This is a genomic window from Collinsella tanakaei, from assembly GCF_030373545.1.
GTDB lineage: Bacteria > Actinomycetota > Coriobacteriia > Coriobacteriales > Coriobacteriaceae > Collinsella > Collinsella tanakaei_C.
Genome location: NZ_JAUDCO010000002.1, coordinates 144,215 through 169,948, shown reverse-complemented (window position 1 = coordinate 169,948; position 25,734 = coordinate 144,215). Strand labels below are relative to the sequence as shown.

23 protein-coding genes and 1 other RNA gene are annotated in these 25,734 nt (G+C 64.9%); 4 read left to right on the top strand and 20 right to left on the bottom strand.

What is annotated here, in order from left to right; genetic code table 11:
• Window positions 1–88 precede the first annotated feature (88 nt).
• A complete protein-coding gene (locus QUW00_RS02195; protein WP_289612764.1) occupies window positions 89–1,168 on the top strand; it encodes a 6-phosphofructokinase in 1,080 nt (359 codons plus the stop codon).
• Between the two features lie 154 nt (window positions 1,169–1,322).
• Complete coding sequence (gene mscL, locus QUW00_RS02190; RefSeq protein WP_289612763.1) at window positions 1,323–1,796, top strand: large conductance mechanosensitive channel protein MscL; 474 nt, start codon at window positions 1,323–1,325, stop codon at window positions 1,794–1,796.
• Window positions 1,797–1,945: 149 nt separating this feature from the next.
• Here mscL and QUW00_RS02185 read toward each other — a convergent pair whose 3' ends face one another.
• Window positions 1,946–3,226, bottom strand: coding sequence for an O-acetylhomoserine aminocarboxypropyltransferase/cysteine synthase family protein (locus QUW00_RS02185; protein ID WP_289612762.1), 1,281 nt, complete (start codon window positions 3,224–3,226; stop codon window positions 1,946–1,948).
• Between the two features lie 198 nt (window positions 3,227–3,424).
• Between QUW00_RS02185 and QUW00_RS02180 the strand changes: the two genes are divergently transcribed.
• Window positions 3,425–3,880 (top strand): C-GCAxxG-C-C family protein, encoded by a 456-nt coding sequence (locus QUW00_RS02180; protein WP_289612761.1) that lies wholly within the window; start codon window positions 3,425–3,427, stop codon window positions 3,878–3,880.
• Window positions 3,881–3,922: 42 nt separating this feature from the next.
• On the opposite strand, the gene QUW00_RS02175 is transcribed toward QUW00_RS02180, so the two are convergent.
• From QUW00_RS02175 to QUW00_RS02165, 3 genes are all read right to left on the bottom strand, one after another.
• On the bottom strand, window positions 3,923–4,558 hold the full coding sequence (locus tag QUW00_RS02175; protein WP_289612760.1) for an IMPACT family protein: 636 nt from the start codon (window positions 4,556–4,558) through the stop codon (window positions 3,923–3,925).
• 217 nt (window positions 4,559–4,775) lie between these two features.
• Window positions 4,776–5,399: a DUF47 domain-containing protein gene (locus QUW00_RS02170; RefSeq protein WP_289612759.1), complete on the bottom strand. Its 624-nt coding sequence runs from the start codon at window positions 5,397–5,399 to the stop codon at window positions 4,776–4,778.
• A 78-nt stretch (window positions 5,400–5,477) separates the two neighbouring features.
• Entirely contained in the window at window positions 5,478–6,530 is a 1,053-nt protein-coding gene (locus QUW00_RS02165; RefSeq protein WP_289612758.1) for an inorganic phosphate transporter, read from the bottom strand.
• Between the two features lie 317 nt (window positions 6,531–6,847).
• Between QUW00_RS02165 and rnpB the strand changes: the two genes are divergently transcribed.
• An RNA gene (gene rnpB / locus QUW00_RS02160) (RNase P RNA component class A) lies at window positions 6,848–7,206 on the top strand.
• Between the two features lie 158 nt (window positions 7,207–7,364).
• Here rnpB and QUW00_RS02155 read toward each other — a convergent pair.
• The 16 genes from QUW00_RS02155 to QUW00_RS02080 all read right to left on the bottom strand — a co-directional run bounded on the left by QUW00_RS02155 (window position 7,365) and on the right by QUW00_RS02080 (window position 25,642).
• Window positions 7,365–8,024, bottom strand: coding sequence for a DivIVA domain-containing protein (locus QUW00_RS02155; RefSeq protein WP_289612757.1), 660 nt, complete (start codon window positions 8,022–8,024; stop codon window positions 7,365–7,367).
• 59 nt (window positions 8,025–8,083) lie between these two features.
• Window positions 8,084–8,326 carry a YggT family protein gene (locus tag QUW00_RS02150; RefSeq protein WP_289612886.1) on the bottom strand — a complete coding sequence of 81 codons (243 nt, stop codon included), beginning with the start codon at window positions 8,324–8,326 and terminating at the stop codon, window positions 8,084–8,086.
• A gap of 39 nt (window positions 8,327–8,365) precedes the next feature.
• Window positions 8,366–9,076 carry a cell division protein SepF gene (locus QUW00_RS02145; RefSeq protein ID WP_289612756.1) on the bottom strand — a complete coding sequence of 237 codons (711 nt, stop codon included), beginning with the start codon at window positions 9,074–9,076 and terminating at the stop codon, window positions 8,366–8,368.
• A gap of 69 nt (window positions 9,077–9,145) precedes the next feature.
• Window positions 9,146–9,880, bottom strand: a complete 735-nt coding sequence (locus QUW00_RS02140; RefSeq protein WP_289612755.1) for a YggS family pyridoxal phosphate-dependent enzyme — start codon at window positions 9,878–9,880, stop codon at window positions 9,146–9,148.
• Between the two features lie 184 nt (window positions 9,881–10,064).
• Entirely contained in the window at window positions 10,065–10,919 is an 855-nt protein-coding gene (locus QUW00_RS02135) for a phosphate signaling complex PhoU family protein (RefSeq protein WP_289612754.1), read from the bottom strand.
• Between the two features lie 169 nt (window positions 10,920–11,088).
• Window positions 11,089–11,889 carry a polyphenol oxidase family protein gene (locus QUW00_RS02130; RefSeq protein ID WP_289612753.1) on the bottom strand — a complete coding sequence of 267 codons (801 nt, stop codon included), beginning with the start codon at window positions 11,887–11,889 and terminating at the stop codon, window positions 11,089–11,091.
• 74 nt (window positions 11,890–11,963) lie between these two features.
• Complete coding sequence (ftsZ, locus tag QUW00_RS02125) at window positions 11,964–13,091, bottom strand: cell division protein FtsZ (RefSeq protein ID WP_289612752.1); 1,128 nt, start codon at window positions 13,089–13,091, stop codon at window positions 11,964–11,966.
• Window positions 13,092–13,332: 241 nt separating this feature from the next.
• The gene (locus QUW00_RS02120) at window positions 13,333–14,877 is read right to left on the bottom strand and encodes a cell division protein FtsQ/DivIB (RefSeq protein ID WP_289612751.1); all 1,545 of its coding nucleotides are present in this window, start codon (window positions 14,875–14,877) and stop codon (window positions 13,333–13,335) included.
• On the bottom strand, window positions 14,834–15,745 hold the full coding sequence (gene murB / locus QUW00_RS02115) for a UDP-N-acetylmuramate dehydrogenase (RefSeq protein ID WP_289612750.1): 912 nt from the start codon (window positions 15,743–15,745) through the stop codon (window positions 14,834–14,836). The genes QUW00_RS02120 and murB overlap by 44 nt, the downstream gene beginning before the upstream one ends.
• 3 nt (window positions 15,746–15,748) lie before the next feature.
• On the bottom strand, window positions 15,749–17,182 hold the full coding sequence (murC, locus tag QUW00_RS02110) for a UDP-N-acetylmuramate--L-alanine ligase (protein WP_289612749.1): 1,434 nt from the start codon (window positions 17,180–17,182) through the stop codon (window positions 15,749–15,751).
• Between the two features lie 71 nt (window positions 17,183–17,253).
• Entirely contained in the window at window positions 17,254–18,390 is a 1,137-nt protein-coding gene (murG, locus tag QUW00_RS02105; RefSeq protein ID WP_289612748.1) for an undecaprenyldiphospho-muramoylpentapeptide beta-N-acetylglucosaminyltransferase, read from the bottom strand.
• On the bottom strand, window positions 18,380–19,951 hold the full coding sequence (gene ftsW / locus QUW00_RS02100) for a putative lipid II flippase FtsW (RefSeq protein WP_289612747.1): 1,572 nt from the start codon (window positions 19,949–19,951) through the stop codon (window positions 18,380–18,382). Before ftsW ends, murG begins: the two co-directional genes overlap by 11 nt.
• A gap of 12 nt (window positions 19,952–19,963) precedes the next feature.
• Window positions 19,964–21,370 (bottom strand): UDP-N-acetylmuramoyl-L-alanine--D-glutamate ligase, encoded by a 1,407-nt coding sequence (murD, locus tag QUW00_RS02095; RefSeq protein ID WP_289612746.1) that lies wholly within the window; start codon window positions 21,368–21,370, stop codon window positions 19,964–19,966.
• Window positions 21,371–21,379: 9 nt separating this feature from the next.
• Entirely contained in the window at window positions 21,380–22,411 is a 1,032-nt protein-coding gene (mraY, locus tag QUW00_RS02090) for a phospho-N-acetylmuramoyl-pentapeptide-transferase (protein WP_289612745.1), read from the bottom strand.
• A 3-nt stretch (window positions 22,412–22,414) separates the two neighbouring features.
• Window positions 22,415–23,851 carry a UDP-N-acetylmuramoyl-tripeptide--D-alanyl-D-alanine ligase gene (locus tag QUW00_RS02085; protein WP_289612744.1) on the bottom strand — a complete coding sequence of 479 codons (1,437 nt, stop codon included), beginning with the start codon at window positions 23,849–23,851 and terminating at the stop codon, window positions 22,415–22,417.
• A gap of 114 nt (window positions 23,852–23,965) precedes the next feature.
• Window positions 23,966–25,642 carry a peptidoglycan D,D-transpeptidase FtsI family protein gene (locus QUW00_RS02080; RefSeq protein ID WP_289612743.1) on the bottom strand — a complete coding sequence of 559 codons (1,677 nt, stop codon included), beginning with the start codon at window positions 25,640–25,642 and terminating at the stop codon, window positions 23,966–23,968.
• Window positions 25,643–25,734 lie beyond the last annotated feature (92 nt).

Genomic DNA, 25,734 nt, shown 5'->3' with positions numbered 1-25,734 from the left:
GATGAATCACAGCATGGCGCCATATCGCGGGGCGTACGTTGCGCTACACTTCCATTGGCCAACAATCAGCGAGCACAAGGGGGACAACATGCTCAGGATCGGTCTGCTCACGAGCGGCGGCGACTGCCAGGCGCTCAACGCCACGATGCGCGGCATCGTCAAGACGCTTGAGAACAACTGCAAAGACGGCCTCGAGATCTACGGATTCGAGGATGGCTACCAGGGGCTTATCTACAGCCGCTTCCGCGTCATGACGCCGCACGACTTCAGCGGCATCCTTACGCGCGGCGGCACCATCTTGGGAACGAGCCGCACGCCGTTCAAGATGCTCGACACGCCCGAGGCCGACGGCGTGGAAAAGGTCCCCGCCATGGTGCAGACCTATCACAAGCTGCGCCTCGACTGCCTGTTCATGCTCGGCGGCAACGGATCCACCAAGACCGCGAACCGCTTGGCGCAGGAGGGCCTGAACGTCATCGCGCTGCCCAAGACCATCGACAACGACACCTGGGGCACCGAGCGCACCTTCGGCTTCTCGAGCGCCGTCGAGGTGGCCACGGAGTGCATCGATAACATCCACACCACCGCGTCCAGCCATGGCCGCGTGTTCGTCATCGAGATCATGGGCCACAAGGTCGGCTGGATTCCGCTGTACGCCGGCGTCGCGGGCGGCGCGGACGTCATCCTCATCCCCGAGATCCCCTTTGAGATGAAAAACGTCATCAGCACCATCGAGCGCCGCATGGAGCGCGGCAGCCGCTTCACCATCGTAGCGGTCGCCGAGGGCGCCATCTCCAAGGAAGACGCCAAGCTCTCCAAGAAGGAGTACAAAAAGAAGCTCGCGGAGCGCACCTCGCCCTCGATCGTCTATGACATCGCCCGGGAGATCGAGGCCACGACCGGCCGCGAGACCCGCGTCGCCATCCCCGGCCATACGCAGCGCGGCGGCGAGCCGGACGCCCAGGACCGCGTGTTCGCCACGCAGTGCGGCGCGGAAGCTGCCCTGGGCTGCCTTGCCGGTGAATTCGGCTACATGATCTCTCAGATCGGCGGCAAGATGACGCGCACTCCCCTGACCGAGGTCGCCGGCAAGCTCAAGTACGTCGATCCCGAGTGCGACCTCATCCGCGAGGCCAAGGCGCTCGGCATCAGCTTCGGCGACGAGTAGGAACGCCTCCCGGCACCCCGGACACGCGCTGTACGCGCTGCCCGGGGTGTTTTTGTCGCTTTGCTTCATCTTTCAGTTTAGCTATTGGAGCGGGGCTAAAATGCCGCCATGATGAGCGGTTGGTTATTTCGACACCCTCGTTGTAAGGAGCACCATGTCCCAGGACAAGAAGAGCATCGTTCAGGAGTTTATCGAGTTCATCAGCCGCGGTAACGTCGTCGACCTCGCCGTCGGTGTCATCATCGGTGGCGCGTTCACCTCGGTGATCAACTCGCTCGTCTCGACCATCATCCAGCCGCTGATCTCCGCCATCGGCGGCAGCCCCGAGGTCAAGGGCCTCTCCGTCGCCCTCAACGGCCAGACCATCGACTTCGGCGCCTTCATCTCCGCGGTCATCAGCTTCCTGATCACCGCTGTCGCCGTGTTCATCATCATCAAGGGCATGAACAGCTTTAACGACCTCAAGGAGAAGGCCATCGAGAAGGCCGGTCTTGCCAAGAAGGCCGAGGAGGAGGCCGCTCCCGAGCCCCGCAAGTGCCCCTACTGCCTCCAGGAGATCGCCGACGACGCGACCCGTTGCCCGCACTGCACCTCCAAGCTCGAGGGTTACGAGAACGCCGCCGAGTAGCGCGTCCACATCGCTGGACCTCTCAAGCCCCGCAGTGTCGAGCTGCGGGGCTTTTTTGTGCGACGGTCCAGTCCCCCACCTGCGCAAAAAAGGACGCGTCCGAAGACGCGCCCTTTGCCTATGCTTCAGATCTTTTGCGACACGTGCGCCTAGATCGTCGCCAGCGCTTGCTCGACGTCGGCGATCAGGTCCTCGGTGCTCTCGATACCGCACGACAGGCGGACCATATCGGGCGCGATACCGGCGGCCTCGAGCTCCGCATCGTTCATCTGGCGATGCGTGGCGTTCGCCGGATGCAGCACGCAGGTGCGCGCATCGGCGACATGCGTGGCGATCTGGGCAAGCTTGAGGCTCTTCATGAACTGCTCGGCTGCCGCACGACCGCCGGTGAAGCCGAAGCTCACCACGCCGCACGAACCGTTGGGCAGATACTTCTGCGCGAGCTTGTAGTACGGATCGGTCGGAAGCCCGGGGTACTTCACGAAGCGAACCTTCGGATGCTCGGACAGGAACTCGGCCATGGCCTGGCCGTTTTTGCAGTGCTGGGGCATGCGCACGTGCAGGCTCTCGAGACCCATGTTGAGCAGGAACGCGTTCATGGGCGACTGGATGGACCCGAAGTCGCGCATGAGCTGCGCGGTCGCCTTGGTGATGAACGCCCCCTCAAGGCCGAACTTCTCGGCGTACACGACGCCGTGATAGCTCACGTCGGGGGTCGTGAGACCCGGGAACTTGTCGGCGTGCGCCATCCAGTCGAAGTTGCCGGAATCCACGATGGCGCCGCCTACCGCAGCACCGTGACCATCCATGTACTTGGTCGTGGAATGCGTCACGATATCGGCGCCCCACTCGATGGGACGGCACATCACGGGCGTGGGGAACGTGTTGTCCACGATCAGAGGCACGCCATGGGCGTGAGCGGCGGCTGCAAAGCGCTCGATATCGAGCACGTCGAGCGCAGGGTTGGCGATGGTCTCGCCGAAGACGCACTTGGTGTTGGGGCGAAATGCCGCCTCGAGCTCCTCATCGGTGCAGTCCGGAGACACGAACGTGCACTCCAGACCCATGCGCGCCATGGTATGGACGAACAGGTTGTACGTGCCGCCGTAGATCGCCGAGCTCGCGACGACATGGTCGCCGCAGCCCGCGATGTTGAAGACCGCGAAGAAGTTTGCCGCCTGGCCCGAGCTCGTAAGCATGGCGGCGCTGCCGCCCTCGAGCTCGCAGATCTTGGCAGCGACGAAATCGTTCGTGGGGTTCTGCAGACGGGTGTAGAAGTAGCCGCTCTCCTCGAGATCGAACAGCTTGCCCATATGCTCCGACGTGTCGTATTTCCACGTCGTGGACTGGTAGATGGGAATCTGGCGGGGCTGGGCGTCGCCGGGGCGATAGCCACCCTGCACGCACGTCGTTCCAATGCGCTCGGTCATGTCGTCTCCTTGTCTTTCGAGCGATGTCGTATGACAGGATACTGCACCACGCAAAAGTTCGCACACCGCGGCACCGATGTAACAAAAGCTATGCAAGCGGCAACGTCAGGGATTCGCGTCGACCGCGCGCGGGATGCCGCCGGTGTATCATGCTCGATGACATTCTCCGGCACAACATCGCATCCCGAAAGGCTGACCATGAACGAATCAACCGCCCTCACCGCACGCGCTCCGGAGCTTGCGCAGCGCGCTGTCGCCCTGCGCGCGGAGCTCAAGTACAACTGCGCCCAAGCGGTCGCCTGCGCCCTTGCCGACGAAGTCGGAATCGACGCCGCGACGATGTATGCGCTTTCGGAGGGATTCGGCGGCGGCATGGGCGGCCATACCGAGACCTGCGGCGCGCTCTCGGGCGCCGTCATGGTTCTCAGCCAAGAGGCGAGCGCCGGCATCGATGAACCCGGCACCACGAAGGGCAAAACCTACCTGCTCGTCCGCGATCTCCTCGAGCGGTTCCGCGCGCAAAACGGCTCGACGGTCTGCCGCGAGCTCAAGGGCATCGGGACCGATACCGGCATGCTTCGCACCTGCGAGGGCTGCATCGAGGATGCGGTCGAGCTCGCCTGCGCGATCATCGACCAGCGGCGCGACGCATAGCGCGAGCCTCAGATGTCATCCTCGCAGACGTCCGGCATATTCCTAAAACTCATCGAAGCGCACGGAGCCCACGGTCGCGCGCTCTTTGCCCGCCATGCGCTCGGTCAATGCCGCCAGAAACGCCTGCTGCTCCCCTGCCCGAAACACGAGGTGCATGCAGACGGAATCGGTGTAGTCGGTGCCCGCGACATGTGCGCCCGCGCCCTGAGCCATATGGAGCACCTGCTCGTACTGGGCGTACTCCATCTGCACGTCCACGGGAACCACCTGCGTCATCTCGACCAGGTCGCCCGTCTCGCGCGCCGTCTCGATCGCGGCCTGCGCCGCCGCCGTGTAGGCTCGCACCAAGCCGCCCGGCCCCAGCAGCGTACCGCCGAAATAGCGGGTCGTCACGCAGCATACGTCACGCAACCCCGCTCCGCGAAGCACCTCGAGCGTCGGCATGCCGCTTGTGCGCTGGGGTTCCCCGTCGTCGCTCGCGCGCTCGCGCCCGTCCGATAAAATCCACGCCGGGACGTTGTGGCGGGCATCGTAGTGCCGCGCGCGAACCGCCGCGATATGGGACGAGGCCTCCTCCTCGCTCTCCACATGGACCAGCTGTGCGATAAAGCGGCTCTTGCGGTCGACGAACTCACCGGTGGCCTCCGCGCCTGCGCGCAACGTGATGTAGCTCTCCATATCAGCCCTTCAAACGACATGACGCCAGCGCATGCCGGCGTCATCCATTCTACCTGTGCCTCACCCGTGGCAAAACCGATCGACCATCGCTGTGGCGCCATGGAAAACGCCCGCACCCCGAACCCCAGCGCGCATCCCGCCGCACATAGGCAGCGGCAGCGCGCGCAGAATCAAGGAGCGGACGCAACGATAGCAGACCAGACGTGAAATCGTCGGATTAGCTGTTCTTCATGACGATGCTGCTGACGGTGTCGGCGACGTGCTCGACGCTGTCAACGCAGTACTCGAGGAACGTGTAGACCTCGTGCCAGGTGAAGACCTCCATCGGGTCCTCGCAGCTCGTGTGAAGCGCGCGCATGGCCTCGATGTAGAGCGAATCGGCCTCCTCCTCGATGGAGTTGATCGCGATCACGTGCTCGCGCAGGGTCTTGGAACGCTTGAACTGGGAGAGCTCAGCCAACAGCGTGCCCATCTCGTCGCACGCTCGCTCGATCTTCTCGACGAGCGGCAGGGCGTCGGGACGGATCGCGCGGATGTTGTCGAAGTACAGCCGAAGCAGCACGCCCTCGATCCGATCGACGACCGTATCGAGGTAGTCGCTCAGCGCGGCGATGTCCTCGCGCTCGATCGGAGTCACGAACGCGGTGACGAGCGCGTCGAGCACCTCGTGCTTGTGCTCGTCGGCAGCCTGCTCGATGGCGTGCATCTCATCGATGTGCTGTTTGATGGCATCCGGATCGTACGAGCGCATGATATCGGCGAGCAGGCGGGCAGCCTGGCTCGAGAGCTTGGCGCACTCGACGAATGAATCGAAATAGAACGAATCCTTTTTCCTGGCCACGAGATCTTCCTTCCTATAGGGAGACGATACAGACGAAAACCGGCGCAACACCGTGCCGCGCCGGGACAGATCCAGTCATTAGAAGAGCATCATGAAGAGCTTGGCCATCACGAAGCTGATGAGGCCGCAGCCCGGGAACGTGAACACCCAGGTGAGCATCATATCCTTGACGACCGAGAAGTTGATGGCGGACAGGCGCTTGACCGCACCCACGCCCATGATCGCGCTCGTCTTGGTATGCGTCGTCGAGACGGGGATACCGAACACGGTCGACAGCAGGATGCAGAACGCGCCGGCGAGGTCGGCCGAGAAGCCCTGGAACTTCTCGAGCTTGACCATGTCCATGCCGACGGACTTGATGATCTTCTCGCCGCCCACACTCGTGCCGATACCCATGACAAGGCTGCACAGCACCATGAGCCACACCGGGATCACGGCGCCGGTCAGATCGGGCTGACCGTTGCAGAACGCCACGCCGAGCAGCAGCACGCCGATGAACTTCTGACCGTCCTGGGCGCCGTGCATGAAGCTCATCGCAGCGGCACCGAAGATCTGCAGGTACTTGAAGGCACCGTTCGCCTTTCGTCGGTCTATATCGGCGCAGACGATGGTGAGCAGCTTGCATATGCCCCAACCGATGGCGAAGCCGAGCGCCAGGCTCAGCACCAGGCCGTAGATGACCTTGATCCATTCATCCATGTTGACGCCGCTCGTGCCACCCTGGATGGCGATGGCGGCGCCGGTGAGGCCGGCGATGAGGCTATGGCTCTCGCTCGTGGGAATGCCGAAGATCGACGCGCCCACGCTGTAGACCACGATGGAGAACATTGCGGCGCACAGGGCGACGAGCGCCTCATGGGTGTCGCCGCCGAAATCGACCATGTTGCTGATCGTCGAGGCGACGGAGCTGTTGATCGACGTCATGATGAGCACGCCGAGGAAATTGAACACCGCGCTCATGATGATCGCCGGACGGACGTTCATGCAGCGGGTCGAGATGCACGTCGCGATCGCGTTCGGCGCGTCGGTCCAGCCGTTGACGAAGATGACACCAAGGGTGAGCAGGACCGAAATGGCCAAGATGGGATTGCTGACCACCTGCCCGGCAAATTGAATTAGCGAAACGTCCAAAACGCCCAATCCTTCCGTCGTGACGTGTGCGAACCCCAGGCCCACATGACCGCCGACGCGGTACGTATATCGTGCCAGGGCGCAACGTGTGGCGGGCGTCGACGAGCGATCAGCCCGAATTCCTGCGCGTATGCGCCGAACGAATCGTATCACTTTACCGATTCTTAGCCAACAGGTAACAAACGGGTAGTTTTGTAAGGGTTTTGTAAGGTGGATGCGGCGATATCGGGGTGTCCGATAACGCGCTGCGCGAGCGATGGGGTCGACGCGCATCCGCGTCTCTCTCCCACTCGTAACGTGCTACAATCTTGCCTCGCAAAGCGGGCCAGGCGGTCGCGCGATCTGCCTTGTGCAGACGTGAGGAAAGTCCGGGCTCCACAGGGCAGGATGCTGGCTAACGGCCAGGCGGGGCAACCCGACGGAAAGTGCCGCAGAAAAGAAGACTCCCACCTACGGCCCTGCCGTAAAGGGAAAAGCTGAAACGGTGGTGTAAGAGACCACCAGCGTCGCGGCAACGCGGCGGCTTGGTAAACCCCATCCGGAGCAAGCGCGAATAGGGGCGCTACAGGCCGGCCCGGCCTGCGCCCGGGTAGCGTGCGAGGAGCCGCACGGCGACGTGCGCGCCAAGATAAATGACCGTCCTCGACAGAACCCGGCTTATCGGCTCGCTTTGCTTTTTCTTCCTTCCCCCATCATCCGATCGCGAGCGAGCCGCAGCTGAGGCCCTCGACGATACGCCCTTGCGTCTCGGGCGGCAGCTTGCGCCCGACATGGCAACGCGCCCCGGTCGTCTTGCGACCGGGGCGCGTCAAAATCAACTCATTTCCCGAACGGTTAGTCGAGATCGTCCATGCCGAAGCTATCGAGCGGCGCGAACGGATCGGCGACCGGGGCGGGAGCCGGAGCGGGCGCAGCGACCGGAGCGGGGTCGGCGGCGACGGGGGCAGGAGCGGAGCCGCTGGGCGCGGAGCTCAGCAGGTCGTTGGGGAACGAGTTCTGCGCATCGTCCATGAAGTGCTGGATGAGCTTGAGGTACTCGCTCTTGAACTCCTCACGGGAAGCCTTGAGACGGTCGATCTCCTCGATCTCGGTCTGCTTCTCGGCGAGCGCCTTGCGGATAACCTCGCGGGCCTTCGCGTCGGCCTCGTTGCGGATGCGCTCGGCGTTCTCGCGAGCCTCGGCGATGATATTGTCAGCAGTCTGCTGAGCAGCGATAAGGGCAGCGGAGATCTGGCGCTCGCTTGCACCGTACTCGTTGACGGGTGCGGCGACCGGAGCGGGAGCCGCGGCGGGCGCGGCGGCCAGCTGAGCCTGGGCGTCGGCGAGCTGCTGCTCGGTCGCGGTCAGGCGGTTCTTCAGATCAACGATCTTGTTGAGCATCGCGTCGACCTCGGCGGAAACCTGCTCGAGAAAGACATCGACCTCACCGGGATCGTAGCCGCGCTTGGCCTCAGAGAAGGTCTGCGCCTGGATGTCGGCGGGTGTGATAGCCATGTTTGTTCTCCTTTTCATCACGTTGGCCGTGTTGGCGATCGGCCCTGTCTGAGCCTTCCTTACAGAATTATATTGAACAGCAAGCGCTCCGCCAGATTTAACGCAATAAGCGCAATAACCGGCGAGAAGTCTATACCGCCCATCGGGGGGATGATTCGACGGAACAAATTGAGGTACGGGCCGCAGATGCTATCGAGCACCATGGCGAGATCGTACACGAATCCGCCCTGACGAATCGGAAACCATGTAAACAAACAGTAGACGACGATCAGGATTTGGTAGAAATCGACGAGCGTCGAGATGACTTGATAGATGGTAAGTATGGGAATCGAACTCCTCGGTTACTTGAGATAGCCGTCAGCGCGGAGCTTGGCCACATCGGAATCCTTGACCTCGCAGCCCTGCGGAAGCACGATGAAGACGCGGTCGCCCAGCTCCTTGACCGTGGCGCCCAGGCCGCAGGCAAAGCCGTAGCTGAAGTCGAGGACGCGCTTGGCGATCTCGGTGCGCACGCCGACGAAGATAAGGACGACCGGCTGGCGCGTGCGCACGCGGCGCACCACCGTCTCGACGTCGTCATAGCTCTCGGGACGCAGCACATAGGCGGGAAGCTGCGGGGTCCCGTTCATGACCGAGCTCATATGCGCGGCGGTATCGGAGACGGCGGGAGCCTGCTGGACCGCAGCATGGCGACGCGCCTCGGCGTAGCTCGAAGGCGTGTCGTAGGCGCCGGGACGGTACGCGGAGTCCGCGCTGCGCGCCGGCGGGTTGAACGTCGTGGCATGGCGGTCGGCGTCGCCGACAAGCTGGCCGCTGCGGGTATAGACCGCAACGGACTCCGCCTCGCCGCGATGGGTCTGACCGAGCACGCCGTGGCCGCTCTCTTGCTGGTCGTAGCCATACGAGTCGGACGAGCCGTAGCGCGCATCATAGCCCGCCGCGTCGTCCTCGTAGTAGTCGTCGGCATAGCCCTCTTCGCCCTCATACGCATCCTGGTCGTATCCGGCCTGGCGCGCTGCGAACCTGTTTTTGATCTCGTCTAGGAAGCTCACGATCCTAACCTCTCTGCCCGTGGTGCAAATGACGTGTGGTTGGTGCAGGTCGGGACAGGCCCGACACGCCTATTGTAGTGCAAAGGATGGGTCAAATACCACCCTGCCGAGACGAACGATCGTCGAGCCCTCCTCGCACGCGACCTCGAAGTCCTCGCTCATACCGCAGGAGAGCTCAGGGAGGCGCTTTCCGAGCGACACCTCGAGCTCATCGCGCAGCTTGCGCAGACCCGAAAACGTCTTACGGGCAGCATCCTTGTCCCCCCGCGGCGCCATCGTCATAAGCCCATGGACCGAAATTCCCGAAAGCTCCATGAGCTCCTCGGCGGTGCGGCGCACCTCATCGGGCGAGAAGCCCGACTTCGACTCCTCCCCGCTCACGTTTACCTCCAGCAACACGTTGACCGGCCCCTCGAGCTCTCCGGCGTCAATGCGCCGTTGAGCCCGGCTGGAGACCGCCTGCGCCAGATGGAGCGATCCGATGGAATGGATTAGCGCGGCGCGCCCGAGGACGGCGTTGATCTTGTTGGTCTGCAGATTGCCGATCATATCGAAGCGGACCGCCGGAAGATCGTCGTACCGGCTCAGGTCGGTCATCTTGCGCACGAGCTCCTGAGGCCGGTTCTCGCCGAACACGCGGTAGCCGGCTTGGATGGCCGCGATGACCTCGTCGGTACCGACCGTCTTGGAAACCGCCACCACCGTCACCTCGTCGATGCGGCGACCCGCCCGCGCAAGTGCGCGCTCCAGGCGTTCGTCGATGGCGGCGCGGCGCTGGGCAATCAGATCTGTGTAGCTTTCCATCTGCGTCTTCTCCTTCTATGTCGCAGCACCATGGTAACGCGAAAACGCGGCCCCGCAGATGCGGGACCGCGTTTTTCAACATCCGAAACGACGGAGGGCGAAGGACCAGCCGTAGCGACAAGTTGGTGCCGGGTTCAATCTTGTCGGACGAGAGTCGCAAGAGATACGGGCATCGGGTGGCGGGCTACTCCTCGTTATCCTCGTCATCGTCGCCCGCCTGGGCGCGCGCGATCAGGGAGCGCAGATCGTCGCTGATCTCTTCGGCGGGCAGGTCCGCCACGCAGCGCGCGTCGGAGAGCGGCTGCAGGATGACCCCTTCGCCGGACGGGATGCGCAGGGCCTCGAGCTCGTCCTCATCGATCTCGGCGATATCGGCGATGCTCATGCGCTGACCGGTCAGCAGGAAGGTCAGCGTGCTGGTGGCATCGATGGCGATGGAGGCGATGCGGTCAAGATAGCGCGAGACCATGATGGCGCGGCGCAGGTCGTCATAGGAGCTGTCGTCGGCAAGCTCGACGGAGGACATGCGGTTGTAGGCGCGGAAGAACTCCTCGTACAGCTCGTGCACCGTGTCGTCCTGAACGAGCAGGTTGCGCATGACGCCCAGGTCGTTGCTCACCAGAACCGAGATGCAGGTGCCCAAGATCCGATAGACGTAGGAGGCCTCCTGCTCGATGATCTCGACCAGCTCGGCGGGCAGCTCGATATCGGAGCTCACCTTATGCTTGGCCGCGCGGGCGACGCGACGCACCTTGTCGCACATGCGCTGGAGGTTGAACTCGATGTTGATGATCGTCTGGAGCAGGCGGAAGTCGGAAGCGACCGGCCCCTGGGTCGCGATCAGGTTGTAGCAGACCGCCTCGAGGTTGGCGCAGCGCGCATCGATCTGCAGCGTCTTCTTCTGCGCCTTGCTGGCAAGCTTCTTATCGTCGGTCACAAACGCCTGCACGGCCTCATGCAGGGTCGTGTCGACGGCCGCGAAGATGGAAAGCATCTCATGGCGGGCCTCGATGAGCTGGCGGGTGAACATCTTGCGCATGTGTTCTCCAATCGATCGGTGCGGGCGAGATGCCCGTGCGCAGCGGGCTTTACGGCCACGAGCGCGCAGTCGACGGAGCGCATGGCCATAAAGCAGCGGTTTTACCGGTAGCCTCACCTAGTGTAGCCGCGCGATGTCAAGCGCTTGTAAAGGATGCGCAGGAATATGATTACATGGCGCACGCGTCCACACCGCTCATGAAGGCGACGGCGGCATGGCGACCGCAGACGCCGCCTTCAGCGCGATAGGAGAAGAAGCGATCGTTCATGCGCACCGTGGACAGCCCCGCATCCTCGATCGCGTCGGGGGCGACGCCGGCCTCGACGAGCGCCTGCCGGATACAGCGGGCAAGATCGAGAAGCGACCCCGCGGGGTCGATACCCGAAAACCGCTGGGCGAACCGCTCCATCAGATCGTGCGAGACCTCGTATTCGTCTCCCCTGATGTGGGGCCCGATATAGGCGCGGATGTCGGACGGGGCGACGCCGGTCGCCGCGACCAGGGCGTCTGCGGCCTTTGCCGCGATCCGTGCATACGTTCCCTTCCAGCCCGAATGAATGACGGCGAACCCCACCGGACAGGCGAGCACGACCGGCACGCAATCGGCATAGCACAGCATGACCGGAACGCCGGGTGCGGTGCAGACGATGGCGTCGGCACCTTCAGCGATCTGGGCGCGCGCATCGTCGAGCGCCTCGGGTAAGGCGGACGTCACGGTGACCACGCGGTCCCCATGGACCTGGTTGGGAACGAGCAGGCGATCGAGCGCATCGGCCGCCCCGAACGCCGCAAGCACGCGGCGGCGGTTCTCGGCTACGGCACCGGGGTCATCCCCCACATGCGTGCCGAGGTTCAGCGAGGCGTACGGCGGGCGGGAGACGCCGCCCGTGCGCTCGGTGAACGCGATCGAGACCGACCCGATGGAATCGCATACAAGCGCGACCTCGTCGTGGACCTGACGTTTGAGCATGCAAGCTCCCCTTTCGTAAAAAAAGCGCCCCGGCATGACCGGGGCGCTCGACGGCCGGATATGGCGCAAGACCCTTAGAAGTTGCCGCGCTTGAGGAAGTCGGGCAGCTCGAACTGGTCGTTGCCGAAGTTGGGCACCTCGGTCCCGCCGATGGTGCGGGTGGGCGCGGAAGAGGCGGCCGGAGCGGCGTGCTGCGGATCGCTCTTGGGCGCGGACTGGCCGAAGAGCTGGTCCTGGCGGTTGACGTTGGCGTCGGAGAAGCCGGTGGCGATAACGGTGATGCGAACCTGATCGCCCAGGGACTCGTCGACGACGGTACCGAAGATGATGTTGGCCTCGGGGTCGACGGCGTTGGCGACGAGGTCGGCGGCGTCGTTGATCTCCTGGATGCCGAGGTCCTTGGAGCCGGCGATGGAGAGCAGGACGCGCGTGGCGCCATCGATGGAGCTCTCGAGCAGCGGGCTCGAGATGGCCTGCTGGGCGGCGTCGACCGCGCGGTTGTCGCCGGAGGCGGTGCCGATGCCCATCATGGCGGTGCCGGCCTGCTTCATGATGGTCTTGACGTCAGCGAAGTCGAGGTTGATGATGCCCGGCACGGTGATGAGGTCCGTGATGCCCTGGGTGCCCTGGGACAGGACGGCGTCGGCCATGGCGAAGGCCTCGAGCATGGTCGTCTTCTTCTCGGCGATGTCGAGCAGCTTGTCGTTGGGGATGACGATCATGGTGTCGACGCACTCGGACAGGGTGTGGATGCCCTCCTCAGCGGAAGCCTTGCGCTTGCGGCCCTCGAAGGTGAAGGGCTTGGTGACGACGGCGACCGTAAGGGCGCCCACGTCATTCATGGCGATGTCGGCGACGATCGGAGCGGCGCCGGTGCCGGTACCGCCGCCCTCGCCTGCGGTGATGAAGACCATATCGGCGCCAGCGAGCGCCTCGGCGATGTCGTCGCGGGACTCATCGGCAGCCTTGCGGCCGACCTCGGGGTTGGCGCCGGCGCCAAGACCGCGCGTGAGGTCGGTGCCGATATGCACCTTGATATCAGCGTCGGAGATCGCGAGCGCCTGCGCATCGGTGTTGATGGCGACGAACTCGACGCCGCGGATGCCCTCCTCGATCATGCGGTTGACAGCGTTGGTGCCGCCACCGCCGACACCTACCACCTTGATGACGGCAAGGTAGTTGTTGATCTCGTTCTCGTGCATCTCTCGGTCCTCCGAACATCAGATGAAGTCGCTTGACGGTTTTTCGACCATAACCCTCAAGTTGAGATTAAATGTCGAGGTAAACCGCGTTATATTTGCACAAATCCGAGGTAGAAGTCAACTTTGGCATCTACTAAATGTGGAATTCGCAGGTAGAGCACCAAACCGTTCACCGCCGTCGGGCGGGCGGGCACGGCAGACGGGGCGCTGCGTCCCCACGACTCGAATCGGGGCGTCCGTATTAAACGTCGGCGCTGCGGAAGGAGTACGCATCGGGAACGCGCACGTTGATATAGGTGACGCCCTCCTGCTGCTCGAGCAGGCTGCGAATAACCTGCTCCTTCTGCTGTATATCCTCAGGGGCACCCAAGGACACCTCGACGCCTGAATCGAGGTTAAGCGAGATCGCCTCGATCGACGGGACCGAAATATCCTTGACCTGCGCCAGGAACTCGGGCGAGAACCCGTGCAGGTATTGCAAGCCGGCCAGGATGACGTCGGAGTCGACCGCCTTGCCCGACGAGGGGGATACGTCCGCCCCTACGTCGGTCAAAAGGACCGCATCGTTGTCCTGCGCGACCTTGAGCGCCGCCGCGACACCCGAAGCGGTCGCCTCGGCGCTGTCGTCGGCGTCCTCGCCGTCAGCGTCCGACGCCTCCGCATCCGCATCGGCATCCACGTCCGTGCCGTCATCCTCACCTGTCGCCTCACCGTCGGCGTCATCGTCTGTCGAGGCGGCATCGTCCTGCGGCACCGCCACGGACAGCGGCGCGATCCAGACGTCGTCGTCGCTGATCGCCCAGGCGACATCGTCGGCGACGATGTAGGCGATGGCGGAGACGTCACACTCCACCGGCGTGATGACGAGCGTATGGGGAAACTCCCGTTCGACGTTCACACTCTCGACCCAGGGGTTTTCCACCAACCGCTCGGACAGCTCCTTCTCGTTGACGTTGAGCAGCGTCGCGCCCTCGGGAACGTCGACGAGCTGCTCGGCGGTCTGCTGCGGGATATGGGCGCTCCCGTTGACGATCACGTTCGTGGCGGCGAAAAGGCCCGAGTTGTAGACGACCGCCGCACCGAGTCCGCCCATCACGGCGACGAGCAGCACGATGACGATCGCCAGGCGCGCGACGCCGATGGAGCCCAGACCCGCAAGCGGGCGCTGCAACGCATCGCGACGCGCAGGGGCAACCGGAGCCGGCGATGCACCGCCGCGCGAGGGCATGACGGCGTGCAAACGATCGCCCAGCGAGGGGCCCTTCGTCCCGGTTGTCGTACGTGCGCGATCAGAGCTGCTTGCGGGTAGCGTCAGCTTCTTCTTGCGCGGGGTCTTTGCCGCCTGCGGACGCGCGGGCTTCGCCTTCGGCGCGGAAGGGGCATTCGGGCGAGATGTCGCGGACGTCGCCTTCACGCGCGTCGACGCGCCTCTCGCAGCGGACCCCTTGCGGGCGATTGACGTCGCGGCGGCGGCGCGCGGTGTCGCCTTGCGCGTCACAGGCGTCGCCTTGCGCGCGCCGGGCATCGCCGCGGCAGCGGTGGGCTTGGCAGATGAGGATTTGGCGGTGCGCGCGGACGATACGCGCAAAGAGGCGGACTTCTTCGTCGGCGCAGTGTAGGTGCGGGCGCGCTTCGGGGTGGCACGGGACGGAGCCGCAGCCGGTGTAGACGGTGCGGCCTTTGCCGTCGACGAGCGGTGTGACGATGCGGCGCCGGTGGAGCGGCGGAAGGTGGGCTTCTGCTTAGAAGCCGAGGAATTTGACTTCCGGCTGGAGCTCGACGCCATACGTTTCCTTAACCTTCTCGTATACGTGCTGGATGACCGCGACCACGTCGCTCGCAGATGCGGTGCCGCTGTTCACAATAAAGTTAGCGTGTACCGGCGAGACCTCGGCCCCTCCGACCGAAAAACCCTTCAATCCGCATTCCTCGACCATAGCTCCCACACTTCTGCCCGCGGGGTTGCGGAAGACCGACCCGCAGCACGCCGAGCCGACCGGCTGCGTGCGGCGGCGGCGCACCAGATAGCGCTCCATCTTGGCGCGTATGTCGGCCTTGTTGGCAGGCGTCAGGCGCAGCGTCGTCTCGAGGATGATCTCGTCTTTGGGAAGGCCGTTTTCGCGGTACGCCCAAAACACGTCATCGTGGCGATAGTGGCGCATCCCCGCACCCGGCTTGTAGGTCACGATGTCCTCGATAAGCGATCCAATCCACTCATCGCGCGTACCCGCGTTCATGGAAACCGCCCCGCCCACGGTGCCCGGGATGCCCACGGCGAACTCGAGTCCCGACAGACCGCGGCTGAAGGCGTCGTTGACCAGCCGCGCGAGGATGACCCCCGCGCCGACGGTCATGGTCTGACCGTCTTCGGACAGCACGGAGCGCTGGAACTCGCGACCGAGCGTGATGACGGCACCGCGGTACCCGTCATCGGAGACGAGCAGGTTGGAGCCCTTGCCCAAGATGACCCAGGGCACCTCCTCGCGCGTCAGCACGTCGATGGTGCGCCGCAGGGAATGGTAGCTATGGCAGATGAGGAACAGCGAGGCGCGGCCGCCGATGCGATAGCTCGTATGGCGCGCCAGGCGCTCGTCCTCGATAAGGTCGGTATCGATGGATCCCGAGAGGGACATCACCGCGTTGAACAGGCCCATCGGCTACTGAGCACCCTTCTTGGCCTCAGCGACGTGCTCGAGGTACTCGGGACCGACCTGCGTGATGTCGCCGGCGCCCATCGTGATGAGCAGGTCGCCCGACGCCGTCTCGGCATCCAGGCGCTCCATGAGCTCGGCGCGGTCGGCGGCGTAGAACACCCGCTTGCCCGGATGGCGGCTCGCCACGAGATCGGCGAGCATCTTGCTCGTCACACCCGGGATGGGCATCTCGCCCGCAGGGAACACGTCGATGAACACGAGCACGTCGGCCGCGGCAAGCGCGTCGGCGAAGTCGTCGGCGAGCGCCTGGAGACGCGAATAGCGATGCGGCTGGAACACGACGACGATCTTCTCGAAATCGAGGGTGCGCGCCGCCGAGAGCGTCGCGGAGATCTCGGTGGGATGGTGGCCGTAATCGTCGACGATCGTCACGCCGTCCACGTCGCCGATGTGCGTGAAGCGGCGACGGACGCCCTCGAAGGTCGAGAGCGCCTCGGCCGCCGCGGCCGTGTCGAGCCCCTCGACCCACGCGACCGCAAGCGAGGCGGACGCGTTGAGCATGTTGTGGCGACCGGGATTGCTCTTGATGGAGACACGGCGGACATCGCCGTTCGGGAGCTTGACATCGAAGACCGAGGCGACGCTCCGGCTCGTCTTGACCGGCGTGCAGACGATGTCGCAGTCCTCGGCAAAGCCGTAGGTCACGACCGAAAGACCGGTAGAGCGCGCAAGCTCGACCAGACGGGGACTCTCGCCGCAGACGATGATGGACCCGTCCTCCCCCACCAGGCTCATAAACTTGACGAAGGTCTGCTCGATCTCCTCGATACCCGAGTAGTGATCGAGATGGTCGGCCTCCACATTGGTGACGACGGCGACCTTCGGCTCAAGGTAAAGAAACGAGCTGTCGGACTCGTCGGCCTCGGCGACGAAGAACCGGCCGCTGCCGTTGCGGCCGTTCGTGTCGTACCCCTCGACGATGCCGCCGATCAAGAAGCTCGGATCGAGGCCCATGCGGTCGAGCATGGTCGCGCACATGGACGACGTCGTCGTCTTGCCGTGCGTGCCGGCGACGGCGACGGTGGTGTAGCCGTGTCCCAGCGCGGAGAGCATCTTGGCGCGCGGCCAGATGGGAATGCCCAGTTCGCGCGCGCGAACGACCTCAGGGTTCGTGTCGGGGATGGCGGTGGAGACGACCACGACATCGGGCGCGACCTCGTCGATCGTATGCGCCTCATGGCCCACATGAACATCGACGCCGGCCCGCGTGAGCTGGCGGATGTAGCGGGAGGTCTTGAGGTCGGAGCCGGACACGTCATAGCCGCGCTCGTGCAGAACGAGCGCGATGCCGCTCATGCCGGCGCCGCCGATGCCTATGAAATGCGCGCGCCGAAACGACGGCGTGCCGCGATCGATTGAATCCAGTGCCTGTTCCATGGTCTCCCCTTGAGACGTGACCTATGTTGAGCCAGTCTTTAACTCTAGCGCAAACCGCGCGCGGGCGCAGCTCACGTCAGCGAGGCGCGCAAACCCTCTATGGCGTCCGCGAGCCGCACGGCCGCCTTGTCCTGCGCAAGCCCGCGCGCCGCCTCGCGCATCTGCTCGCGCCGGGCGCCGTCGCGCAAAAGCTCGAGCAAGCTGTGCGAGAACGCCTCGTCGTCGATCTGAGCATCAGGGAACATGGTGGCAGCGCCCGCATCGACCAAAAACCGCGCGTTCGTGGTCTGATGGTCGGCGGTCGCGAGCGGATACGGCACGAGGACGGCGGGCACGGCGAGCGCCGCGATCTCGGCGACCGACGAGGCGCCCGAGCGCGACAGCACGAGGTCTGCAGCCGCGAGCATGTCGCCCATGTCCTCAATGTACGGTTGAACATGATAGCACGACGCCTCTACCTCCGAGAGGGCAAGCGCATCGCGCGTCGCCTCGAAGTCCTCGGCACCCGTGGAGTGGACGACATGGAGACCGTCGATACCCAAAAGCGCATCTTTCAGCTCGCACATGCGCTGATTGATATGGTGGGCGCCCAGAGAGCCGCCGAAGACGAGCAGCACGGTGGCATCCTGCGGGATGCCGAGTGCGGCGCGACCCCGCGCGCGATCTCCCGCCAGCACGGAACGGCGTACGGGATTGCCCGTGAACTCGATACGCGTGCGGGCGCCGGCATGGCGCTCGAAGACGGAACGGACGTCGGGCTGGGCGATGGCGATGAGCGAGGCGCTCTTGGCCGACTGCTTGTTCGCAAGACCGGGAACCGAGTTCTGCTCATGGAGCACGACGGGGATCTTGAGCCGCGCGGCGGCGCGCATGAGCGGCAGCTCGACGTAGGCGCCGAACCCGACGGCGATATCGGGCGCGAGCGCGGGGTCCGCGCGAAACGCGGCGGCCAGGCGGCGTTCCTCATGCGCGAGGTGCGCAAGCGCCGTCGCGAGCGTCCAGGGACGCGCGCGGTCGAACCCCGTCACGTGAACCGGGAAGAAATCGAAGCCCGCCTGCGGCACGAGCTTGCCCTCGAGCCTGCGCGTCTCGCCGAAGAACCTGACGGTATGGCCGCGCGCGGCGAGCTCCTCGGCGAGCGCGAGCGCGGGGTTCACGTGGCCGGCGGTGCCGCCGGCGGCGATGGCAACGGAAAGTTTATCGGTCATTCCGATCCCTCCTCGAACGGTTCGATCCCGAACGATCGGTACGCGGCGAGCGCCGCGGCCTCAGTCGCTCGCTGGCATCGGCGTGAAGGTCGACGCGGTCGTAGGACGACGCGCGGCGCGGGCGGTCCTCGCGGCGCGTCGGCCTATCTGCGGCGCGGCGGCGCTCCTGCGCACCATCGTACACGGAAAAGCCCTCCCGCCTCGAAGCAGGCTGCGCACCCGCGGACGAACGGCGGACGTGCACGTCGCCTGCGGTCGAGCGGCCCGTGTGGCTGGACGATTCGTCCTCGGCCGACATGACGGCGAACTCCTGGCGCCGCGCATCGTAGACGGTATGGGGGTTGCTCTCCATAGAGACGCGCAGGATGAGGCCGGCCAAGATCATGCTGGCGATGAGCGATGATCCGCCGTACGAGATGAAGGGCATGGTCTTGCCCGTCATGGGAATCACGCTCAGGATGCCGAGCGCGTTGACCAGGAACTGCACGGCCAGAATGGTCGCGCACCCCTGGGCGACCAGGCGCGCAAACGGCGACGGCGCCTGCTCGGCGATTCTAAAGGCGCTGGCGATCATGAGCAAGAAGACGGCGAAGAAGATGAGCGTCCCGATGAAGCCGAGCTCCTCGCCGATGATGGCGAGGATGTAGTCGTTGTGCGCCTCGGGGAGATACATGTACTTCATCGTCGAGTTGCCGATGCCGCGTCCGAACAGCCCGCCCGACGCGAACGCCATGATGGCGAGCGTCGCCTGGTAGCCGTCGCCAAACGGATCCGCCCACGGGTCGAGCAGCACCGTAAAGCGCGCGAGACGATACGGCGCGAAGGCGATCATGGCAACGCCGGCCAAAACGACCGCCAAGATGAACAAGCCGACGACCCGCATCGAGATACCGCCCAAGATGAGCATGATGAGCAGCGTCGCGGCGATGATCATCGTCGTGCCCATATCGGGCTGCAAGAACACGAGAACCAGCGAAAGCAGCACGACCGCAGCGAATCTGGTCGTGAAGTAGTTGCCGTCAATCGTGCGCTCGGCATAGTAGGCGGAGATGAGCTTCGCGGCGATCAGAATGATCGCCGGCTTAAGGAACTCGGAGGGCTGCAGCGTGAAAAAGCCGAGGTTGATCCAACGGCGCGCGCCGCCGCCGGCGATGCCGACCGCGCTCACGAACACCAGCAGCGCAAACGCGATGCACCACAGGATCCACGATCCCCTGCCCGCCATCCACGACCACAGACCCGGCGCGAGCGCGAGGACGGCGATGATCGCCGCGCCCGCAATCGCGAAGAGCGCCTGGCGCTCGAGGTAATGCGTTGGCGCGAGGCCGTCGGATTGGGCTTCGACCGCGGAGGCGGAGTACACCATGAGCAGGCCGAAGGCCACGATGGCGACCAAGCAGGCCAAGAACACCAGACGGGGTTTCATGATGCGCGCCGGGACGCCCGCTATGAGCCGCTCGCCGGCGCCATAGGCCCCGCCGCTGTCGCGGCGGCCGCTCGCGCGCCCGTCAGCCCGGACACGACGGCCTCTATCGGTAGTTTCCGCACCGTAGGACGACACGCTGCACTCCCCTTACGCCAGCGCGTCCGCGCCGGCGCGCAGCTCGTCGAGATAGGACTTGAAGCAGCGGCCGCGCTCCTCGAAGCTCGAGAACTCGTCGAACGACGAGCACGCGGGCGAAAGCAGGATCACGTCGCCGCGGTGCGCGAGCGAGCGGGCGACGTCGACGGCATCACGCAGGTCGCTCGCCTCGGCGATATCGACATCATATCCGTTGCTTGCCGCCTCGACGGCATGGCGGAGACGGGATTTCGCCTCGCCGTAGCAGACGACGGCGCGCACGCGAGCGCACACGTACGAGGCGAACTCATCGAGCGGGGTCCCCTTGTCGTGACCGCCCAGAAGCAAGATCACGTCGTCATCGGAAAACGCCGTCAGGGCCTTCTCGACCGCATCGGTGTTGGTCGCCTTCGAATCGTTGTAGTAGCGCACCCCGTCGATCTCGCCGCAGGGCTCCACGCGGTGCTCCAGCGGCTTGAAGCCCTTGAGACCCTCGCGCACCGCCTGGGCGTCCGCGCCACAAAACAGGGCGGCGGACGAGGCGGCAAGGGCGTTCAAGACGTTGTGGTTTCCCGGCAGCGCGAGCTCGCGCGCATCGATGAGCTCGGTCTCCTCGCCGCCCAGACGCACCACGAGGCGACCGTCGCGCACGAACGCGGCGTCGGGCGTGCCGGCGTCGGCAAGGCCGAGCGACAGGACGCGGCGATCCGGGACGAAGATGCGGTCGGCGTACTCCATGATGCCCGCGTCCTCGACGTCCACGATGGCCAGATCGTTGGCATCCATGCGCGAGAACAGCCCGATCTTCGCCAAGGCGTAGTTCTCGTGCGTGCGATGCCACGCCAGATGGTCGGGCGTGATGTTGAGCAGGACCGCGACGCGCGGGTGCAGCTCGCTGGCGGTGGCGATCTGGTAGCTCGAGAGCTCCGCCACAAGCCAGGCATCCTCGCCGCGCCCGTCGACCTCGTCGATCGTGGGACGTCCGATGTTGCCCACCGCCACGCTCTGCATACCCGACGCGCGCAGCAGATGGTCGATGAGCGAGGTGGTGGTCGTCTTGCCGTTGGTGCCGGTCACCGCGCACCACGGGGAACGCGAGAGGCGCCAGGCAAACTCGGGCTCCCCCATGATGTCGCGCGCGTGGCCGCGCGCGGAGGCGAAGAAGTCGGAGAACTCCGAGATGCCCGGGCTCGCCACGCACACGTCGTACTCCCCCATGACCTCCTCGGTGCCGAACACGAAGCGCACGCCGCGCTCCTCGAGCGCCGCGGTGGCCTCGGAGGGCGTGGCGGAAGCGCCCGCATACACGGTGATCGAGCTCACGCGATCGGGCGTGTGACGCAGCCCCCACGCGACGACATCAAGGCCGGTTGAGCCGCATCCGAGTACGAGTAGGGAGAACGTTTGAGGCAACGGCATGATCAATCACTATCCCAACTGGAAGAACAAGGCGAGGCCCAGCGCGCCGAACGCGGCGGAGATGATCCAGAAGCGGATGACGACCTTCGTCTCGGCCCAGCCCATCTTCTCGAAATGATGATGGATGGGCGCCATGAGGAAGACGCGCTTGCCGGTGAGCTTGAAGCTCACCACCTGGATCATGACGGACAGGGTCTCGATGATGAACAGGGCGCCGATGATGAGCGAGACGATCTCGGTGTTGGTGATGACCGCCATGCAGGCGAAGCCCGCGCCGAGCGCCAGCGAACCGGTGTCGCCCATGAAGATGCTCGCAGGATAGCAGTTGAACCACAAAAAGCCGATGCAGGCGCCGGCGCACGCCGCGCCGAAGATGGCGAGGTTGGAGTCGCCGCACACAAAGGCGATGGCCGCCATGATGAGCATGGCGATCATCGAGGTGCCGCCCGCCAGGCCGTCAAGGCCGTCGGTCAGGTTGACGGCGTTGGACAGGCCGACGATCAAAAGCCAGGTGAAGATCATGTACAGCCAGGGGATGTAGTAGACGCGGTCGCCGATCTGAAAGACCGTCATGAGGACGGACAGGTCGATGGTGAACCCGCCGGGGAACGTGATCGACGGGATGACGCCGCACAGGTTGACGGCAAACAGGCAGAACAAAACGCAGATCGCCGTGAGGCCGATCATCTTGGCGTGCGGCGTGAGGCCGAGCGAGCGGCCGTGCGTGACGCTCGTCATGTCGTCGACAAGGCCGAGAAGACCGGTGGCGACGGTGGCGGCGAGCACGAGCACGAGCTCCAAGGTGATCTCGGCCATAAGCAGGCAGGTCAAAACGACCGATACGAGGATGACGACCCCGCCCATGGTGGGCGTGCCCTGCTTGACGAGATGGCGCTGAGGACCGTCGGCGCGGACCTGCTGGCCGATCCCCTCGAACTTCAGGATCTTGATCCAAAACGGCATGAGGACCGCGGCGATGATCGCACCGATGCCGATGGCGAGAAACGTCTGGTACGTCGGGTACAGGGGGTTGCCGAACATCTGCTAGCACACCTCTTCCACAAAGCGATCGAGGCCGACGAAGCGCGACCCCTTGACGAGCACGAGGTCATCAGGGCGAAGATCGCCCGCGACGAGCCCGATGGCCGCCTCGGTATCCGAAACCGTGTGCACCCGCTCCTCGGGCATGCCCAAAAGCCGGGCGGCCTCCGCCATGCAGCGGGCGTTGTCGCCGCCTACGCACACGAGCTCATCGAGCTTCTTGGCGGCAGCGTACGCGCCGGTCAGCGCATGCAGGCGCTCGCCTTCGCCTCCCAGCTCGCCCATTTCGCCGAGCAGGGCCATGCGACGGCCGGTCGCCGGCAGCGAGCACAGAAGATCGAGTGCGGCCGCCATGGACTCGGGAGCGGCGTTGTAGGAGTCGTCGATGATGCGCGCGCCGCATGCGGCGTCGCGCACCTGCGTGCGGCGACCGGTGATCTGCAGGGCGCCGAAGCGCTCGTCGATGGTCGCGGCGTCGATACCCAGGCGATGAGCGAGAGCGGCCGCGAACAGGGCGTTGGTCACCGACTGCGCGCCCGGGATGGCGAGCTTGGTGTCGATATGCGAGCCGTCGGCAAACGTCAGGGTGAACAGCGGGCAGCCGTGGTCGTCGAGCTCGATCGCGCCGCAGTGCACGTCGTCGCCCTCAGACGTACCGCACAGGATGACCTCGATGCCCGCGGGGCGCGCGAACTGCTCGATGATGAAGGGAGTGAAGTCGTCCTCGCCGTTCAGCACGAGCGCAGGCGCACCGCCGCGCTCGCAGGTGCCCGACGCGTCCATGCCTGCCAGGATCTCGGCCTTGGCACGGGCGATGTTCTCGCGACTTCCCAAAAAACCGATATGGGAGGTGCCGATCTTGGTGATGACGGCGTAGTCGGGACGGGCGCACTGCGACAGGCGCTCGATCTGGCCGAAACCGTCCATGCCCATCTCGAGCACCATGACCTCGGTGTCGCGCGGGGCGGCAAGGATGGTGAGCGGCATACCGATCAGGTTGTTGTAGTTGCCCGCCGTGACGTGCACGCGATAGCGCGCCGACAGCAGGGCCGCAAGGGAGTCCTTCGTCGTGGTCTTGCCGATGGACCCGGTCACGCCGATGACCGTGCACGGCAGCGACATGCGGAACTCATGGGCCAAATCGAGCAGGAACTCGGTGGGGTCGTCGCTCAGCAGCACGGCGCACCCGGTGCGCGCGGCGGCCTCGAGCACGTCGGCCGAGGGTTCGCGCGTCAGCACGACGCAGCCCGCCTGCGCCTCGATGGCGCTCAGGGCGAAATCGTTGCCGTCCACGCGCTCACCCGGAAATGCGACGAAGATCGAATCCCGCTCGACGAGGCGGGAGTCGATCACGCACCCGCGACAGATGCGCTCGGGGTCCGCGGCGAGCACGCGTACGGAGCAGACCTCCTCGATGCGCTTGACTGCTATCTCGATCATATGAATGCTCCTTACCGAGCCCGATATGCCAGCCGATTATTGTAGCGCGGCCCCTGTGGGCGTTGGTGCAGGCCGTGTGTGCGTACGCGAACGCTCGATAAAAAAGACACCGCCCTAGCTTGTGGGACGGACGCCGAACGCTTCAAGCGACGTTTGAAGGATCGTCGCGAAGGACTCGCCGACCACCGTCGACAGGTTCGCGGTGCCGTCGATCATCACGTACACCTGGACGGCCGGATCGTCGGTGGGCGCGAAGCCCATGAACGAAGCGGTGTAGCTGTTCTTGATGTATCCCCCGCTCTCGCTCGCGCGCTGCGCGGTTCCGGTCTTGGCCGAGACGTCGTAGCCCAGAACCTGGCCGGTCGTGCCCGTGCCCTCGTCGACGACGGTGCGCATCATGTCGGCGACCTTGACGGCGGCCTCCTCCGAGATCGCCCGCTTCTCCGTATCCGTCCAGTCGACCTCCTCGCCGCGGCGCGCGCGGACGAAGTGCGGGGTCGTCATCACGCCGGCGTTCGCGATCGCCGAGACGGCGCGCACGAGCTCCACGGGGGCAACCGACAACGACTGGCCGAACGACATCGCCGCCACGCTGGCGCCGTCGTAGTCGGCACGGTCCTTCACGATACCGGTGTTCTCGCCGGGAAAATCGATTCCCGAGCGCTGGCCGATGCCGTAGGCGTCGATGTACTCGGCGAACTTGTCGGCGCCGATCTGCTCCCCCACAAGGATCATGCCGGTATTGGACGACCGGCGCATGATCTCGCGCACGGACATGTCCATGGTGTAGTCGCGGTCGTCGGTGTCGGTCACCTCGTCGTCACCTGCCATGACGACGGGCGGGACGGTGAAGGTGGTGTCGGTGTCGACGACCCCCATATCGATCGCCGCACCGCAGACGAGCGCCTTGAAGACGCTTCCCGGCTCGTAGGCATCGGTCACGGCGCGCAGGTTCATATCCTCCGTGCGCGCGCTCGAAAGATCGGTGGGATTATACGTGGGATAGGAGCACGCGGCGAGGATCTCGCCGGTAGACGGGATGGTCACCAAAACGGTACCGGTCTGCGCACCGAAGCTCTCAACCGCCTCGGCGATCACTTCCTCTGCCGTCTGCTGGATGTTGACGTCGATGGTCAGCACCAAGTCGTTGCCGTCGACCGCGTCCTGCTTGCTGTAGGCGCCGCCGGCGATATAGGATCCATCGGCCGCGCGCTCGCGCACGATCCAGCCGTCCGTGCCCCGGAGCTCCTCCTCGTATTGCAGCTCCAGGCCCGTGATGCCGGTGTTGTCCGTACCGACGACGCCGAGCACCTGCGAGGCGGTGCTGCCATAGGGGTAGACGCGCTTGACGGTCGACTCGTATTCAATGCCCGACAGGCCCGTCGCCATAAGTGCCTCGGCCTCGTCGATATCGGCCTGGAGCTTGACGTATATCCAGGTCGTATCCTTGCCGGTCAGCTCGCGGGCACGCGAGCGCTTCACACCAAGATGCTCGACGAGGGCATCGACCACGTCGTCACGATCGGTGATCTTCTGCGTGTTGAGCGCGATGTTGTAGCACTCCTCGCTCGAGGCCAAAACGTTGCCGTTGCGGTCGTAGAGCGTCCCGCGCTTGGCGTACAGCGGCGAGTTGACCTCGCGGCGGTCGCTCAGACGCTGCATGTTGATGTCGTGGTAGAAGATCTGATGGCGGGCGAGCTGAAGGGTGCCGACTCCGAACACGGCGCCGATGAGACCTTTGATGACCTTGCGCCTTGTCACGAGCTGCGGCGTCTCGCCGCTGGGCGGCACGGAGGTGCGCCTACCCCGCGAACTGCGGTAGCCGCCCTGCGGCCTGCCGTTCGCATTTCCGCGGCGCGGGCGGCCGCCTCGATCATAGCGGT